Source organism: Ligilactobacillus murinus DSM 20452 = NBRC 14221 (genome assembly GCF_001591685.1).
GTDB classification, from domain to species: domain Bacteria; phylum Bacillota; class Bacilli; order Lactobacillales; family Lactobacillaceae; genus Ligilactobacillus; species Ligilactobacillus murinus.
This window is the reverse complement of the sequence record NZ_BCVJ01000129.1, coordinates 1-735: the sequence shown is the minus strand read 5'-3', so window position 1 is coordinate 735 and position 735 is coordinate 1. Positions and strand designations below refer to the sequence as shown.

Sequence of the window (735 nt, the reverse complement as noted above, 5' to 3'; positions counted from 1 at the left end):
GGTCATGTGGGTATGAGTATTTGGGACGACATAAAATTGGTTCATCTGGCTAGCAATGCCTCTTTTAATAGAGGTCTTGGCTATTATAAAAGTAAGGCAGTTTTAAATGATGAAAAGATAGGAGATGGTGTTTATCAGGGGAAGGTTAGTGGTTCTCAGGACAATATTTATGATGTTGTCATAGATATCGATCATCCTCGAAAGTCGACCTGTACTTGTCCATTTGCGGCAGGACGAAGAGTAATTTGTAAGCATATGGTCGCTTTATATTTTTTCCATTTTTCTGAACAGGCAAAAGCTGTTCTTGCTGAGTGGGAAGAAGAACGGCTTGAAGAAGAAAAACGTCATCAGGAATGGGAAGCTGATTATTTAATGTTCCGAAAGGAAAAGCTTGAAGAAGTTACAGCTCATGTTAATAATTTAGATGAAAATCAGTTAAGAGAAGAATTGATCAAGGCACTTATGAGAGAATTTGATAGTAGCTATCCAGATGATGAAGATGAGTACTACTACGACGAAGCTGACTATTTTTGGTAGCTAATAAAGACTATCAAAAGACGATCGATAAGTATTAAAGTCTTCTACTCGCAAGTCGATTCTTGGGTCAGAAAGTTCGAAAAAGATGGCGAAGCTGAATATACTGGTCCTGTCTAATATACAATTAATAAGTAAAATTTCTTACAATGAGGCTGTGACAAATTCCGAACGTTAGAATTTTGTGGCTCTTTGTCAATC

General features: G+C 36.9%; 1 protein-coding gene. It reads left to right on the top strand.

Annotation, left to right across the window (positions count from 1 at the left end; all coding sequences use genetic code 11):
* On the top strand, positions 1 to 537 hold a 537-nt coding region (locus LMU01S_RS10140), incomplete at its 5' end, for an SWIM zinc finger family protein (protein WP_156470426.1).
* Positions 538 to 735: the final 198 nt, after the last annotated feature.